Source organism: Psychrobacillus sp. FSL K6-4615 (genome assembly GCF_038008225.1).
GTDB lineage: Bacteria > Bacillota > Bacilli > Bacillales_A > Planococcaceae > Psychrobacillus > Psychrobacillus psychrotolerans.
Genome location: NZ_JBBOYQ010000001.1, coordinates 2316536 through 2329654, shown reverse-complemented (window position 1 = coordinate 2329654; position 13119 = coordinate 2316536). Strand labels below are relative to the sequence as shown.

Here is a 13119-nt window from a genome sequence, read left to right as displayed (position 1 = left end):
GAACCACGACTTTAACCTCGTCCCTTTCTAGGGATGGGGTTTTTTTGTTGTTTTCACAATGTATAGCTCCAGTGCTTGTTGGGGCTAAAAACGGGCGCTTGCGCTTTTCTAATTATAAAAGGAGTGTTCAAAATGGCAGAAGTTATTAAATTGAAGTTTCCAGATGGAGCGGTGAAGGAATTTCCTGTTTCAACAACTACAGAAGAAATAGCACAATCGATCAGTCCTGGATTGCGTAAAAAAGCACTTGCCGGAAAACTTAGTGGAGTACTAATCGATCTTAAATCACCAATAATGGAGGATGGAGATATCTCAATCATTACTCCTGAATCTGACGAAGCGCTAGAAATCTTACGCCATAGCTCGGCACATTTACTTGCGCAAGCAGTTAAACGCCTTTTCAAAGATGTTAAACTAGGTATTGGGCCAGTTATTGAAAATGGTTTTTACTATGATATTGATTCACCAGTACCGATTACTGCAGAAGACCTACCGTTAATCGAAAAAGAAATGAAAAAAATTATTAATGAAAATATTGAAATCATTCGTCATGATGTATCTCGTCAGGTTGCTTTTGACAAATTTAAAGAAGATGAATACAAAGTAGAACTTTTAGAAGCAATCCCCGAGGGAGAACAAGTTTCTATTTATGAGCAAGGAGATTTCTTTGACCTTTGCCGTGGTGTTCACGTGCCGTCAACAGGTAAGCTTAAGGAGTTCAAGCTATTAAGTATTGCTGGTGCATATTGGCGTGGAAATAGTGATAACAAAATGCTTCAACGTATTTATGGTACAGCATTCTTTAAAAAAGAAGAGCTAACACATCATTTAAATATGCTAGAAGAAGCAAAAGAACGTGATCACCGTAAAATTGGGAAAGAACTAGAATTATTTACAACTTCACAAAAAGTTGGTCAAGGTCTTCCACTTTGGTTACCAAACGGAGCTACTATCCGTCGTGTTATTGAGCGTTATATTGTAGACAAAGAGTTAAAACTTGGCTATAAACATGTATATACACCCGTATTAGGTTCGAAAGAGCTTTATGAAACTTCTGGTCACTGGGATCATTACCAAGATTCTATGTTCCCACCGATGGAAATGGATAATGAAACATTAGTGCTACGTCCGATGAACTGTCCACATCATATGATGGTGTTCAAAAGCGGAATGCATTCTTACAGAAACCTTCCGTTGCGTATTGCCGAATTAGGAACTATGCATCGTTATGAAATGTCAGGTGCCGTATCAGGCCTACAACGTGTTCGTGGTATGACTTTGAATGATGCACATTTATTTGTACGTCCAGACCAAATTAAATCAGAATTCCAAAAAGTCGTGGAATTAATTATTTCAGTTTATAAAGACTTTAACTTAGAAGACTATTCCTTCCGCCTTTCTTATCGTGATCCTCAAAACAAAGAGAAATACTTTGATAATGATGAGATGTGGGAAAAAGCACAAAATATGTTAAAAGAAGCAATGGACGAGCTTGGTTTAGATTATTTTGAAGCTGAAGATGAAGCAGCATTCTACGGTCCCAAATTAGATGTTCAAGTAAAAACTGCTATTGGTAAAGAGGAAACTTTATCAACTGTTCAACTAGATTTCTTATTACCAGAGCGCTTTGACTTAAATTACATTGGAGAAGATGGCAAGCATCACCGTCCCGTTGTTATTCACCGCGGAGTAGTTTCGACAATGGAACGCTTTGTGGCATTCCTAATTGAAGAGTATAAAGGTGCATTCCCAACTTGGTTGGCTCCTGTTCAAGTAGAAATCATACCTGTTTCCAATGAAGTGCATTTTGAATTTGCAAAACAAATCGAAGAGCAACTAGTAGCTGCAGGTCTCCGTGTTGAGATGGATGACCGTGAAGAAAAGCTAGGCTACAAGATTCGCGAGGCTCAAATGCAAAAAATACCGTATATGCTTGTACTAGGAGATAAAGAGCTAGAAGCTGGTAATGTTAACGTTCGTAAATACGGAGAACAACAGTCAGAAAGTATTCCATTTGCGGAGTTCTTAGAACGTTTGAAAGAAGAAGTAGCACATTAATAGATTTAGTGTTGACATGAATGTATCAACATGCTATAGTTATTAAGGTTATTGAATACAAGTTTGCGGTATAAGAAGAGGCTGCCCGCTTCTCACCTGTTTGACACCTACAAGTGTTGTTGACTGGTAAGCATGTGATCGACTGTAACATGTAGTTTTCTACATGTACTCATATCGGCGGGCAGACATACAACATATGTCTGTCTGCTTTTTTTATGGATCAAAACGGTGTAACTAGTTCGTTTTTATGAACTTTATGCCCAAACCATGTATTCGCGACACTATTTGGAGGTGGATCATTATTAGCAAAGACATGTATGTAAACGATGGCATTCGAGCACGCGAAATACGAGTTATTGATCAGAACGGCGATCAATTAGGATTAAAAACACGTAACGAAGCACTTGAAATTGCAGGTCGTGTAAATTTGGATCTTGTCCTTGTGGCTCCTCAAGCCAAGCCGCCGGTCGCTCGTATCATGGACTATGGTAAATTCAAATTTGAGCAGCAAAAGAAAGATCGTGAAGTTCGTAAAAATCAAAAAATCATCATAATGAAAGAGGTTCGTTTGAGCCCAACAATAGATGAACATGATTTCCAAACGAAATTGAAAAACGCGATAAAGTTCCTTGAAAAAGGAGATAAAGTGAAAGCTTCTATCCGCTTTAAAGGCCGTGCCATCACTCATAAAGAGATTGGACAACGAGTTTTAGATAGATTTGCAGAAGCTTGTACGGAAGTATCCACTGTCGAGTCAAAACCGAAAATGGATGGCCGTAGTATGTTTTTAGTGCTTGCACCAAAAAACGAGAAACAATAAAGAGTACAATTGTTTAGGAGGAATTCGACATGCCGAAAATGAAAACTCACCGTGGAGCTGCAAAGCGTTTCAAAAAAACCGGAACTGGAAAATTAGTACATGACCGTGCTTTTGGAAGCCACTTATTCGCTAACAAGTCTACTAAAGCTAAACGTAAACTACGTAAATCTAAAGTAGCATCTTCAGGCGATTACAAACGTATCAAAACTTTATTAACTTACATGAAATAATAACAGATAGCAGGAGGTAATGAATCATGCCACGCGTAAAAAGCACACCAGTAACTAAAAATCGTCGTAAAAAAATTATAAAATTAGCAAAAGGTTATTACGGTTCTAAACATACATTATACAAAGTTGCTAACCAAGCAGTAATGAAATCATTCATGTATGCATACCGTGATCGTCGTAACAAAAAACGTGATTTCCGTAGATTATGGATTACACGTATCAATGCGGCAGCACGTATGAACGGTCTTTCTTATAGCCGTTTAATGCACGGATTGAAGTTAGCTGAAATCGAAGTTAACCGTAAAATGTTAGCGGATCTTGCAGTAACTGATACTCAAGCATTTACACAACTTGCAGATTTAGCTAAAAAAGCAATCGCAAAATAATTTAAGTTAAAAAAGCTGATAGAGATTCTATCAGCTTTTTTTGTACAGGGAGCAGAAAATATGACAAATGTTATTCTTGTTTTCATATTAATCATGTCCATTATTGCTTTTTTTGTAATGGGTTACGACAAATCACAGGCAAAAAAACATGGCCAACGTATATCAGAAAAAACCCTTTGGACACTTGCAATTATGGGTGGAGGAATCGGTGCGTATGTTGGAATGCAATTATTTCGCCATAAAACGAAGCATACAAATTTTCGAGTAGGCTTTTTGATGCTACTGATTTTATATGCATTTTTAATATTTTACATATTCACAACAGACAGCTCTATCATTGCATAGAGGCTGTCTTTTTTTTGCACTGGTTTCCGCTGAGCAGACAGAACTGTGTTGAACGCCACTAATTAAATGACCTTTAAGAGCTTATTGAAAATGAAGGATGGCCACGGTTCATGGCGGTTTTTTATGGTGTGAATAAGCCGACAATGATGCCAATAGTACCAAAGAAGCGTAGAATGATGTTATTTTGTCTGTGAACAGTATATGACATTTTGCGGAAGGTAACATAAAAACCGTCTTCTGAAATGTTTTTTATGCATTGCTACGGGATAGATTCATGGTTTAGCGCATACATTGAAGGTGATATATCATGGATACCATGGGAGGATTAAAATGCGAAAACTTTTGTATCTACTACTGTTTCTCGGAACATGTATACTATCCGCTTGTTCCTATGATAGCGAAACAGCGGTTAAAAACGGCGATGTCATTAATATGCATGGACCTGTTTACAATTTCCCGCGCTTTGAACGATTCTTGGACAACATCGAAGCGAAAGAAGGGGCCTCCGTAAGGATTACCAATTATACGCTGGAAGGAGACCCAACATTGTACAATTTAACTTTCGACGGATCTATATTCGATTTGGAAATTGATCGTTCAAAAAATAAGGATCGGGGAGACAACCCTGCTAAAGTGAACATAACCTGTGCGGAGCTAGTATCAGAGGAGGGACAGCAATTATTCACCTATACACTGGAAGGGTGTCAGCAAGATCCCCCCGTTGAAAGCTTCACAATCTTAAGTGTCATGAAGGAACAAGTAGAGGACCACGAGCATTGACTATTACAAAATCGAAAACACCTCTTATAAAACACTTTTTATAAATAAATAAACGCAGGAATTCATTCACGAATTACTGCGTTTTAATTGCATTAAAATAGGTTATTTAACAATCTTAAAAGAGAACGAATTAGAATCTGTGGCTTAATAATTTTCAATTATCACCAGGTTTCATCAAGGTGTTGAGCATAGTAGGAAATTCCTCTTTTAAAGTACTGAAGATTTTCATCAGACGTTGTTTCCATCAAGTTAGTCAAAGCAATCTCCATTGCTTGTTTATAGTTTTTGGAATTGTATAGAGCCATTGAGTAAAAAATTTGTAGTCCGCGATGTTCGGGAAACTCTGTCACACCTCGTCCTAAAGTTTCAATTGCTTCTGGATAGTACCCCAAAGCTCGGTAGGTACTGCCAAGACCTAGTAAACATCTTTGAAGATCTTGTTTTGTGAGACCTAGCTCGAGAGCCCTTACATAATAGGGGATAGCTTCCTTCGAATATCCAGAGTTATCATGAACAATGCCCGTCTGATAGTTGACTTCAGCGTGATCTGGATAGGTAGCGACCATTTCTAAAAGTAGAGTACGTGCTTCTTTCAGAATGTCTTGGTCTTGCTTAGCGCGTCCTTCTTCACGCAATTCAATTGCATTGTCTAAAAGCAATTGCAGATTTGTTTTATCCGTATTATTCATTATTTTATCATTCATTTTTAAAACTCCCTCAAATGTAGTATTGCAAATGGCAAAGTAACATTATAAACACAATACTCTCGGGGAATTTACTAATTTTGAAAGTAATTTTGTAAAAACAGTACCATTATCTTTTAATCCTCCTTAGAAATCAGGAATGAACACTAGGTTCCTCTTTATAGTAATATTCATGGAAACATACGTCAATTAGTTTTTGGAATTGTCAGTTATCTAAGAGAGGACTGATGATTCTGCAAAGGAGTTATAGAATTTTCACAGAGGTAAGTCATACAAGTCATACCCTGAAGGCTCTTGCGTAGGGGCAAGCACACATCCGTATAGGAAAAATTATTATAAATCTACCGATTATCGCTTAAACAAAAAAGTCAGTTGAAATTTCTCAACCGACTTTTTTGAATTTCTATTCATCTTGCATTAATTGCTCGATAGGGCTTTTCCAGTTGATTTTGGCATCTGGATAATTCATCTTAATTTCATTTTGTAAAAAACGTAAGTCATCTTTCGTCAAACCTTGGAGTTTAGCAGGATCCTTTGTCCATATGAAAATAGAAACGACTTCGAATGCTTGGTCAGTCGTACCTAAATATTTTTCGCCTTCAAATAGGGCACCTTTATATGTGATAAAGAAGTTTTTACGAACATTTTTTACCTCATCATAAAAATAATATTGTTCCTTCTCATATGCTTCATCTAGTTTACGCATAGGGTCAAATAGATAGCGAAGGATTTTATAAAAAACGTATATAATCAGTGCCAATATAAACAATCTTAAGATATAGAACATCTCAAATGTCCTCCTTGTAAAATACATTGTACTTGCTATACGATAGAAGAGGTAGTTTGGTTTCAAAATAAATTAAAATATTTGGAGGAAATGATGAATTTACATAAACTTTTTACGATGCAGCGTGCTTTAGACCAATATATTCAATCGAACAAGCAAGTGAAAGAGGATGTTTTTATAAAAAAAGGTCTGGCACTAATTGTGGAACTTGCCGAATTAGCAAATGAAACGAGATGCTTTAAATTTTGGAGTGAAAAAGGACCTTCCGAACGTAGTGTTATATTAGAGGAATATGTCGATTCGATTCACTTTATATTATCTCTTGGTATAGAGAAAGAGCTAGAAGATTTAGAGGAGTGGCCACTTGAGGATATAGAGGGTGATTTAACTGCCCTTTTCATAGGTGCCAATAAATCTATTTTGACATTTTTGGAAGAACCAACGAAAATTCACTACGAAAAAGTGTGGATCATGTACGGAGCAATTGCTGGAAAATTAGGTTTTAGTAGTGCGGATGTATTACAGGCTTATATTGCAAAAAATGAAATGAATTATGAACGACAAAAAAACGGTTATTAATATTAATTGAAACCTTTTCACAGACAAACCGTAAAATAGCAACATGTTATGGAATGGTGGTGTAATTGATGAAAAGGTTTCTTATTTCTATTGTATTATTATTAATCTCGCTTTCTTTTGGATTAGTAGCGGAAGCAAAGTCCTATTCCATTGAAAGAGTACATATAAAATCTTGGATTCAACCAAACGGTGATCTTTTAGTAAATGAAGTGTTTACATACAATTTTAAAGGGGCATTTTTTAATTTACGTCGTTCTTTCCCTGAAGATCACGGAAAAAACGTAGAGGAATTTTATGCGTATAAGCTTGGTCAAGTAAACTTGGAACCTGGGTTTATAGAACAGTCTTTGATGACACCCTTGGAAGTGACTCAAGAAAAGGGAACATTCTATTCGGGAATAGATCTTCGTGATCAACAAGTATCATTTTTGTATGCCTATACACTTAAAAATGCTGTCACTGCTTACGACAATTATAATGAGCTGGATATTGTTTACTTTGAAGATGGAGAGGCACACGATCAGGATTACTTTAATGTAACGATTGATTATATTTTACCAGAAACAGTTGAAACGAATAAGTTTGAAGGTGTTTTGTATAATAAAGTAAAAGGGTTAACGGAAAAAAATACTTTTGGGATTCGGTTTTTTAGTCATATGTCAAGAGCCTATACTGAAACGAAAACTAGTTTAATATTTCCAGCCGACCTGATTTCGCTAACCGAAAAATCTAAAGCATCGATATCTTACAAAGACGCATTGACATATGAAATAGATGAACAAAAAAAGTGGAATAAAAGAATCTCCTACATGGATAAAATTTTCTCCTTCATACCGAAAGTGGCGTTTGCAATTCTAATCATTATTGTGAACTTTCTCTTATTCTTACCACAAAGACATTTTTGGAGAAAAGGAAGTAGCGATGAAGTTTTAAGTACAGATGTATTATATTTATTTTTTATAGATAAATGTGGGAAAATCCATCCAAAAGCTTTCCTTGCAGGTCTTTTTTCATTAGTAGAAAAAGGGGCAGTTAAGGTAAAACTAGCAAAGTCTGCTTTTCGTTTTAAAGATGATCCAAAAGCTCCTGAAGAAACGCTAGATTTCAGGCTTATAAAAGGGGAAACAGCAACTGCTATATTTGAAAAACAAATGATTAGTTGGCTTTTTGTCACTAGAAGTGGATCTAGGAAGTGGGCATTTCATTTACATGATGCTGCAGGGGCCGCGAGAGATAATAAGAACTCAAAATACTTTCATACTAAAGTAAAGAACTTTAAAAAGAAACAAGCAGAGTGGCATCATTTAGTAGAAAAAGAGCTAGAAGAGGTGGGAGCTATTAATAGTAGAATTCCATTGCTAATTATCACTTTAGCTACACTAATAGTTTCAATGATTACTATGTTGGCATATTACGCTAATGTACAAAGCAATTTGGCCATTGCTTGTATTGGAATATTTACGATTATTTTCTTAGTCATACTATGGATAAAGAAACGTTCCACATTATTTTTCAGTATATATATTGTACTGTTGTTTTTCTTTTCCCTATCCATTGGCAATGAAGATGCAGTCAATTCAATCATTGGGTTACTGCTATTGTTTATCATGTTATACCTGGCATTACCAAAGTATATTCTTTCGATGAATGCTGTGCGAGCAAAGGATGCAGTACGATCCTATAGAAAAGAGTTAAAGAATGGCATACCAACTAATTTGAATGAAATCGAACAAGAAAAATGGCTAGTTAGAGCTTATTTACTAGGCAGAAAGAATATTGCTATTCCAGTTGAGAAACTAACTATTCCCCTTGCTACAGTGTTACTCGCAAGTACAGATCCTATAGACTATGTTAGAAAGTCTTGGTGGTGGACCAAAGATTCGACGTCCTCTTCTGATGGCGGATTTTCTGGAGGAGATAGTGGTGGTGGAGCAGGAGCTGACTGAGGTGTTTTAAATTTTGAAAATGCCATTAATTTAGAATATAATTAAATGGTACATATATTTAGGAGGTCGAAATAATGCCGAAGCTAGATGAAACATTAACGATGTTAAAAGATTTAACAGATGCAAAAGGAATTCCTGGTAATGAGCGTGAACCAAGAGAAGTGATGGAAAAATATATCGCGCCTTTCGCAGATAAAATTGAATACGATAATTTAGGCAGTCTTATTGCAGAAAAAGTTGGAGATCCGAATGGTCCTAAGATAATGGTAGCAGGACATTTAGATGAAGTAGGATTTATGATCTCCAAGATTGATGACAAAGGATTCTTGAGTTTCCAAACAGTAGGTGGTTGGTGGTCTCAAGTTATGCTAGCGCAACGAGTAACAATTGTAACGCGTAAAGGGGATACAATTACTGGTATTATTGGCTCAAAACCTCCTCATATACTATCTCCAGAAGCTCGTAAAAAAGCAGCTGACGTAAAAGATATGTTCATTGATATAGGTGCATCTTCTAAAGAAGAAGCAATGGAATGGGGCGTATTACCAGGAGATATGGTAGTTCCTTATTTTGAGTTTTCGGTCATGAACAACGAAAAACTTCTTTTAGCAAAAGCTTGGGATAATCGTATTGGCTGTGCAATTGCAATCGATGTATTAAAAGCACTGAAAGATGAAAAACATCCAAACATCGTTTATGGAGTAGGAAATGTCCAAGAAGAGGTTGGCCTTCGAGGAGCGAAAACAACTACAAACAAAATTAAACCAGATATCGGCTTTGCAGTAGATGTAGGTGTAGCTGGAGACACTCCTGGAATTACGGCAAAAGAATCGACAAGCAAAATGGGAGCGGGTCCTCAAATCGTATTGTTTGATGCATCCATGGTTTCCCACAAAGGGTTACGTGATTTCGTAACGGATACTGCAGATGAGCATAATATACCTTATCAATTTGAAACGATACCAGGTGGAGGAACTGATGCAGGTTCTATGCATATTTCTGTAAATGGTGTTCCTTCTCTAGCGATTGGAGTTGCTACTCGCTATATACACTCTCATGCAGGAATCTTGCATAGAGAAGATTATGAAAATACACTAAAACTAATCGTTGAAGTCATAAAAAAATTAGATCGCGATGCAGTAAACAAAATAACTTTCGATTAAATGTAGGTGTTTATAGGGTAAGGCTGATTCGCAAAATTTTAGGACAAAATGGAGAAAGCCTTCTGACAAATGTCGGAAGGTTTTTTACGTGTCTAAAATAACTGAATTATTAGATGTGAATTAAAATAAGACATTTATTCATCTGTTAAATTGGTGAATTATTACAGAAAATCTTAGATTATATCGAATGACACGTAATTGATAGTGTATAAAGGAAATAGTAATGAAAATAAACTTTCAATTCAAATAAAATCTATGTTATAGTTATGGTAATTTAAGCCAATACTGGAGCGCATTTAAAAGAGATAACCTACATATCTAGCGAGTGGGATTTTTTTTCTTTAAATTCTCTTTACTTTTGTATAATATTATAGTAATATATCTTTTAAAACGTTAAGAGGTAACTATGGATAAAAATATACGTAATTTTAGAATTAACAGAGTAACTTATTTTGTTACTGGTATTATATTTGTATTTTTCGGCTTTTTTATGCCAGTATTTTTAGTAGTTGGTGGAGTATTATTATTTCTAGCTTATTCTACTAATAAAGCATATAAAAAGGCTATTAATGAGCCTAAGCCTAAAGCGGATCCTAAGCCAGTAGTAAAGATGGAAGATAAAGTAAAAATTACAGATATTGACGGTACGGTACTTAATATTAGTAGTTATATGAAATTAGATGATCCTGACAAAGTTTTAATAGCTGAGGGTGGAAAAACATATCATACACATATTTCATGTTTTAAAAACTGGCGTCCAGAAATGAGAGAAAATTTTACAGGATGGACTATTATGAAAAAAGAGGACGCTATTAAGAATGGTATGAGATACTGTAAATTTTGCGAGAAAAATGATGATATAACTTTTGATGATATTTTAGATGAGGAGCTTTAATTAGCTCCTCTTTTTTTAATTACTACGAGTTTAAGCGTAGTTTACTACACTCTTTTTTTCTTTTTTGAAATATTTATAAAAATATAATACATATTATATATAATAAGTGTCTGTAGTTGTAATAATATAGATTTTGCGTGTAGTAAGTGTAGTAAAAAGTCTTAAAGCCTTGATTTTACAGGGTTTTAAGGCTTTTTTATGTGTAGTAAGAGTGTAGTATTTTGTGTAGTAAAAGTGTAGTGCTTAAATACTACAAAACAGTAAACCAAGATGCATTTAAAAATTATGAATTAAAACTTGAACATGTCTCGAATGAGAAAATGCGTGAGTTAACTACGGAACAGTTAAACGAGGCCAAGCAAACAATAGATGAGATAATTCTAGATTTACAATCGAATGAAGCAGCTTATGTGGGAAAATCAACAAAGGAAATGTACACTTTTGCCCTACAATACGCACAAATCATGAAGCAGCGTACGCAATTGTTCTTAAATGATAAAGATTATATGCAGCTGCGAGATGAGTATTTGACGGACAATATGCAATGGATTATGCAATTTGAAGCAACCAGAGGTAACGAGAAAGTATTTATTAACGGTCATAATGGACATATAGAAAAAACTTCTGCGTCATTAGCCGGCTACAAATCGATGGGCAATTATTTAGATGAGTTATACGGGGATGAGTATTTTGCAATTGGTACGGATTTTATAGAGAGCAATTTCCAGTCAAAAAATAGCGGCTCTGGAGATCGTAAAAATTATAAAGTGAAAAATCACAATGATTTAGTAGATGCTTTCAAAGAGGTGGAATCAAATATTTTTTACGTGGATTTTGAAAAGGCGAGTGAGTCCGGTGATTTAGAGGAGATAGTTTCGAAGGAGCAAAAGATGGCAAACATCGGCGATGATTTCCGCATGTGGTATAAATTTTTAAAGATGTTTTACACAATAGAAATGACGCCGAATGAGGCATATGATGGTATCATTATTGTAAAAGAAGCTACACCGACAAGTGTGAAAGAATAGATATAATAAAATTCCATTCTATTTTGTAAAGAGATATTTTAGGGTTTTTATTAACTATGGGTTTAAATAAAAAAGGGAAACCGCTCACGCGATTCCCTTTTTTATTTTATTGTTATTGTTATGCGCTTCTTCTCTTGCCACATATTATTAGGTATTCATTAGATTTTCCAAAAACAGAAAATGAAGTAAAACCATGAAGTGGGAAGCATAAAGAGGCGAAAAGAATAGGAAGGAAATTAAATTTTATTAATGTATATAAATGCACTTGACTTTATATTTATTCAGACATATAATAAAAATTACATAAATATACGGAAAAAGGAGTTTTTATAAATGAAGTTACTTGAGTGGGTGAATTTAAAAGTAGTGGATAGTTTAAAGGGGAAAGACCTATTAACACTTTTAGATTACTCTAAGGAGGAAATAACGGACCTAATCCAGTTAGCAGTTGACTTGAAGATGTTGACGAAGGCTGGTAAATGTCCTCCTTTATTGGAAGGTAAAACTTTAGGGATGATTTTTGAGAAACATTCAACCCGTACAAGAATCTCCTTTGAAGTAGGCATGAAGCAGCTAGGTGGTAATGGTATGTTCATGAATGCACGTGATTTACAGATTGGGCGTGGCGAATCTGTATATGATACAGGGCACGTATTATCTGGTTATTTAGATGGAATCATGATCCGTGCAAATTCACATGCGATGGTTAAAGAACTTGCCGAGCATGCTAGTATTCCTGTAATTAATGGGTTAACAGATATTTTTCACCCGTGCCAAGCGCTTGCAGATATCTTAACGATTCATGAAGTGAAAGGATATACCGCTGGCTTGAAGCTTGCATATATAGGGGATGGAAACAATGTCGCACATTCACTTGTGATAGCAGCTGCCAATATGGGAATGCATATTGCGGTAGCAACACCAGTTGGCTATGAAGCTAATGAGCAAATACTAGAAAAAGCTAAGGCAATTGCTTTAGAAAATGGTGGGTCGCTGTTCGTATCGAATGATCCAATTGAAGCAGCAGTTAATGCGGATGTTGTATATACAGATGTCTGGACTTCGATGGGTCAAGAAGATGAAACGGTAAAAAGACTGGCTGATTTTAAAGACTTCCAGATTAATGATGCATTAGTGTCAAATGCAAAAGACGATTATATGTTTTTGCATTGCTTACCTGCTCATCGTGAGGAAGAGGTTGCGAGCTCTGTAATTGATGGTCCTAATTCTTATATTTTCCAACAAGCAGAAAATCGCTTGCATGCACAAAAAGCAGTACTTGCATCGGTTATGGCTTAAAAAGGTTTCACCAAATGGAGAAGGCAGGGTTTGTCTATTCATTTGTAAGTATAAATATTTCCGTGATGCTGCTTATCAAGATGGATAGCTTCATCACTA

The 13119-nt window shown here is 35.5% G+C and carries 14 protein-coding genes; 12 read left to right on the top strand and 2 right to left on the bottom strand.

What is annotated here, in order from left to right; all coding sequences use genetic code 11:
* The first annotated feature begins 132 nt into the window (after positions 1-132).
* The 6 genes from thrS to MKX53_RS11570 all read left to right on the top strand — a co-directional run bounded on the left by thrS (position 133) and on the right by MKX53_RS11570 (position 4619).
* Complete coding sequence (thrS, locus tag MKX53_RS11595; protein WP_340911402.1) at positions 133-2058, top strand: threonine--tRNA ligase; 1926 nt, start codon at positions 133-135, stop codon at positions 2056-2058.
* Positions 2059-2356: 298 nt separating this feature from the next.
* Positions 2357-2878 carry a translation initiation factor IF-3 gene (infC, locus tag MKX53_RS11590; RefSeq protein WP_217646099.1) on the top strand — a complete coding sequence of 174 codons (522 nt, stop codon included), beginning with the start codon at positions 2357-2359 and terminating at the stop codon, positions 2876-2878.
* 29 nt (positions 2879-2907) lie between these two features.
* The gene (gene rpmI, locus MKX53_RS11585; protein ID WP_093536914.1) at positions 2908-3108 is read left to right on the top strand and encodes a 50S ribosomal protein L35; all 201 of its coding nucleotides are present in this window, start codon (positions 2908-2910) and stop codon (positions 3106-3108) included.
* 26 nt (positions 3109-3134) lie between these two features.
* Positions 3135-3494, top strand: a complete 360-nt coding sequence (gene rplT / locus MKX53_RS11580) for a 50S ribosomal protein L20 (RefSeq protein WP_093536915.1) — start codon at positions 3135-3137, stop codon at positions 3492-3494.
* Between the two features lie 60 nt (positions 3495-3554).
* A complete protein-coding gene (locus MKX53_RS11575; protein WP_093536916.1) occupies positions 3555-3839 on the top strand; it encodes a DUF1294 domain-containing protein in 285 nt (94 codons plus the stop codon).
* A gap of 330 nt (positions 3840-4169) precedes the next feature.
* Positions 4170-4619: a DUF4362 domain-containing protein gene (locus MKX53_RS11570; RefSeq protein ID WP_340911399.1), complete on the top strand. Its 450-nt coding sequence runs from the start codon at positions 4170-4172 to the stop codon at positions 4617-4619.
* A 161-nt stretch (positions 4620-4780) separates the two neighbouring features.
* Here the strand turns inward: MKX53_RS11570 and MKX53_RS11565 are convergent, their stop codons facing one another.
* Together MKX53_RS11565 and MKX53_RS11560 are read right to left on the bottom strand one after the other, a co-directional pair.
* Positions 4781-5323 carry a tetratricopeptide repeat protein gene (locus MKX53_RS11565; RefSeq protein ID WP_340911397.1) on the bottom strand — a complete coding sequence of 181 codons (543 nt, stop codon included), beginning with the start codon at positions 5321-5323 and terminating at the stop codon, positions 4781-4783.
* Between the two features lie 403 nt (positions 5324-5726).
* Positions 5727-6110 carry a sigma-w pathway protein ysdB gene (locus MKX53_RS11560; RefSeq protein ID WP_093536918.1) on the bottom strand — a complete coding sequence of 128 codons (384 nt, stop codon included), beginning with the start codon at positions 6108-6110 and terminating at the stop codon, positions 5727-5729.
* A gap of 93 nt (positions 6111-6203) precedes the next feature.
* Here MKX53_RS11560 and MKX53_RS11555 point away from each other — a divergent pair, with 93 nt between their 5' ends.
* From MKX53_RS11555 to argF, 6 genes are all read left to right on the top strand, one after another.
* The gene (locus MKX53_RS11555; protein ID WP_340913334.1) at positions 6204-6689 is read left to right on the top strand and encodes a dUTP diphosphatase; all 486 of its coding nucleotides are present in this window, start codon (positions 6204-6206) and stop codon (positions 6687-6689) included.
* Between the two features lie 68 nt (positions 6690-6757).
* A complete protein-coding gene (locus tag MKX53_RS11550; RefSeq protein WP_340911394.1) occupies positions 6758-8635 on the top strand; it encodes a DUF2207 domain-containing protein in 1878 nt (625 codons plus the stop codon).
* 74 nt (positions 8636-8709) lie between these two features.
* The gene (locus MKX53_RS11545) at positions 8710-9798 is read left to right on the top strand and encodes a M42 family metallopeptidase (protein ID WP_340911391.1); all 1089 of its coding nucleotides are present in this window, start codon (positions 8710-8712) and stop codon (positions 9796-9798) included.
* A gap of 406 nt (positions 9799-10204) precedes the next feature.
* Complete coding sequence (locus tag MKX53_RS11540; protein ID WP_340911388.1) at positions 10205-10693, top strand: hypothetical protein; 489 nt, start codon at positions 10205-10207, stop codon at positions 10691-10693.
* 221 nt (positions 10694-10914) lie between these two features.
* Entirely contained in the window at positions 10915-11721 is an 807-nt protein-coding gene (locus MKX53_RS11535) for an erythromycin esterase family protein (protein ID WP_340911386.1), read from the top strand.
* A gap of 333 nt (positions 11722-12054) precedes the next feature.
* Positions 12055-13020, top strand: a complete 966-nt coding sequence (argF, locus tag MKX53_RS11530; protein ID WP_093536928.1) for an ornithine carbamoyltransferase — start codon at positions 12055-12057, stop codon at positions 13018-13020.
* The last annotated feature ends 99 nt before the right edge of the window (positions 13021-13119 follow it).

What these genes read in the sequence shown, in the direction of transcription:
- thrS (WP_340911402.1), top strand. Translation starts at nt 133, where the DNA reads ATGGCAGAAGTTATTAAATTGAAGTTTCCAGATGGAGCGGTGAAGGAA.
- rpmI (WP_093536914.1), top strand. Translation starts at nt 2,908, where the DNA reads ATGCCGAAAATGAAAACTCACCGTGGAGCTGCAAAGCGTTTCAAAAAA.
- rplT (WP_093536915.1), top strand. Translation starts at nt 3,135, where the DNA reads ATGCCACGCGTAAAAAGCACACCAGTAACTAAAAATCGTCGTAAAAAA.
- MKX53_RS11575 (WP_093536916.1), top strand. Translation starts at nt 3,555, where the DNA reads ATGACAAATGTTATTCTTGTTTTCATATTAATCATGTCCATTATTGCT.
- MKX53_RS11570 (WP_340911399.1), top strand. Translation starts at nt 4,170, where the DNA reads ATGCGAAAACTTTTGTATCTACTACTGTTTCTCGGAACATGTATACTA.
- MKX53_RS11565 (WP_340911397.1), bottom strand. Translation starts at nt 5,323, where the DNA reads ATGAATGATAAAATAATGAATAATACGGATAAAACAAATCTGCAATTG.
- MKX53_RS11560 (WP_093536918.1), bottom strand. Translation starts at nt 6,110, where the DNA reads ATGTTCTATATCTTAAGATTGTTTATATTGGCACTGATTATATACGTT.
- MKX53_RS11555 (WP_340913334.1), top strand. Translation starts at nt 6,204, where the DNA reads ATGAATTTACATAAACTTTTTACGATGCAGCGTGCTTTAGACCAATAT.
- MKX53_RS11550 (WP_340911394.1), top strand. Translation starts at nt 6,758, where the DNA reads ATGAAAAGGTTTCTTATTTCTATTGTATTATTATTAATCTCGCTTTCT.
- MKX53_RS11545 (WP_340911391.1), top strand. Translation starts at nt 8,710, where the DNA reads ATGCCGAAGCTAGATGAAACATTAACGATGTTAAAAGATTTAACAGAT.
- MKX53_RS11540 (WP_340911388.1), top strand. Translation starts at nt 10,205, where the DNA reads ATGGATAAAAATATACGTAATTTTAGAATTAACAGAGTAACTTATTTT.
- argF (WP_093536928.1), top strand. Translation starts at nt 12,055, where the DNA reads ATGAAGTTACTTGAGTGGGTGAATTTAAAAGTAGTGGATAGTTTAAAG.